Source organism: Vaccinium witches'-broom phytoplasma str. VAC, assembly GCF_000309405.1.
Classification (GTDB): Bacteria; Bacillota_I; Bacilli_A; order Acholeplasmatales; family Acholeplasmataceae; genus Phytoplasma.
The window spans coordinates 1-969 of sequence record NZ_AKIN01000160.1 but is presented as its reverse complement, the minus strand read 5'-3'; the positions used below and the strand labels follow the sequence as shown (position 1 = coordinate 969).

1 protein-coding gene is annotated in these 969 nt (G+C 24.4%); it reads left to right on the top strand.

The features are described from left to right. Positions 1–60: 60 nt before the first annotated feature. Positions 61–900: a hypothetical protein gene (locus RI68_RS02665; RefSeq protein ID WP_017193698.1), complete on the top strand. Its 840-nt coding sequence runs from the start codon at positions 61–63 to the stop codon at positions 898–900. Positions 901–969: the final 69 nt, after the last annotated feature.

Here is a 969-nt window from a genome sequence, read left to right as displayed (position 1 = left end):
CAATATTATTGTAGCATTAGTTTTTTAAGTTATTTAAAAAAAATAAAAAAGGTTCAAAAGGTGAAATTTACTGTGGCGGATGAAACTTTAAACAATATTTTTAATCATTTAAAAAATTATTGGGTCCCATACTTGATTTTATCGAGTATTATTTTGGCCGGACCGCTTCAAAAACTAGTTAAGTTATTAATGCGTTTTGTTTTGTTTCTTTTGAATTTTTTTTTCGGAGAAGAAAAAAACGATATTAATAAAGAAAATCCGCAAATTTCCATTCAAAACCAATTATCAGATGATGTATATAAAAATAAAAACTTATCTTTAATAGAATTAACTATTTTAGAAATGAAGAGAAAAGAAGAAGCAAAAAATTCCAGAGAAAAAGATAAAGATATTGATTTAATTAGGTTAGAATTATATCAAAGCAAATTAGAAAGAAAAATAGAATTACACCAACAACAAAATTTCTTTGAAAAAGAATTATTAAAACAAAAATTAGAACTTTTAGAAAAAGAATTATTAAAAAACAGTATTAAAAATAGTTTTAATTTTAACGGTAACGAAAAAAACCAAAGAAAGAACGAAAATTCTAATAATAACAATTCTAACGATAATAATGGTAATAATTCTCCAGAAGGAGAAAATGTTAACGAAAAACCTATTGACCTTTCTTTCATCGAAGAAACTATCAATAAGCAGATTCCTGAAAGTTTGAAAAAAATATTTAATCAATTAAAAAACGTTTCTGAAATGCAGTTATTTATGTTAAATAACATGCCTATGAATAATAATTCTTTTTCTTATTATGATGATCAAAAAAACGCCTTATATATTGACCCAAAAGATTTTCCTTTTGTGAAAGCCCTTTTAGTGGATAAGACGAATAAACAATTAAAAAATTAATCTTTCTATAGAGTAAAGGGCCAAAATCACATTAAAGGGCATTTCAATTCCCATACTCAAAGGGGTTAT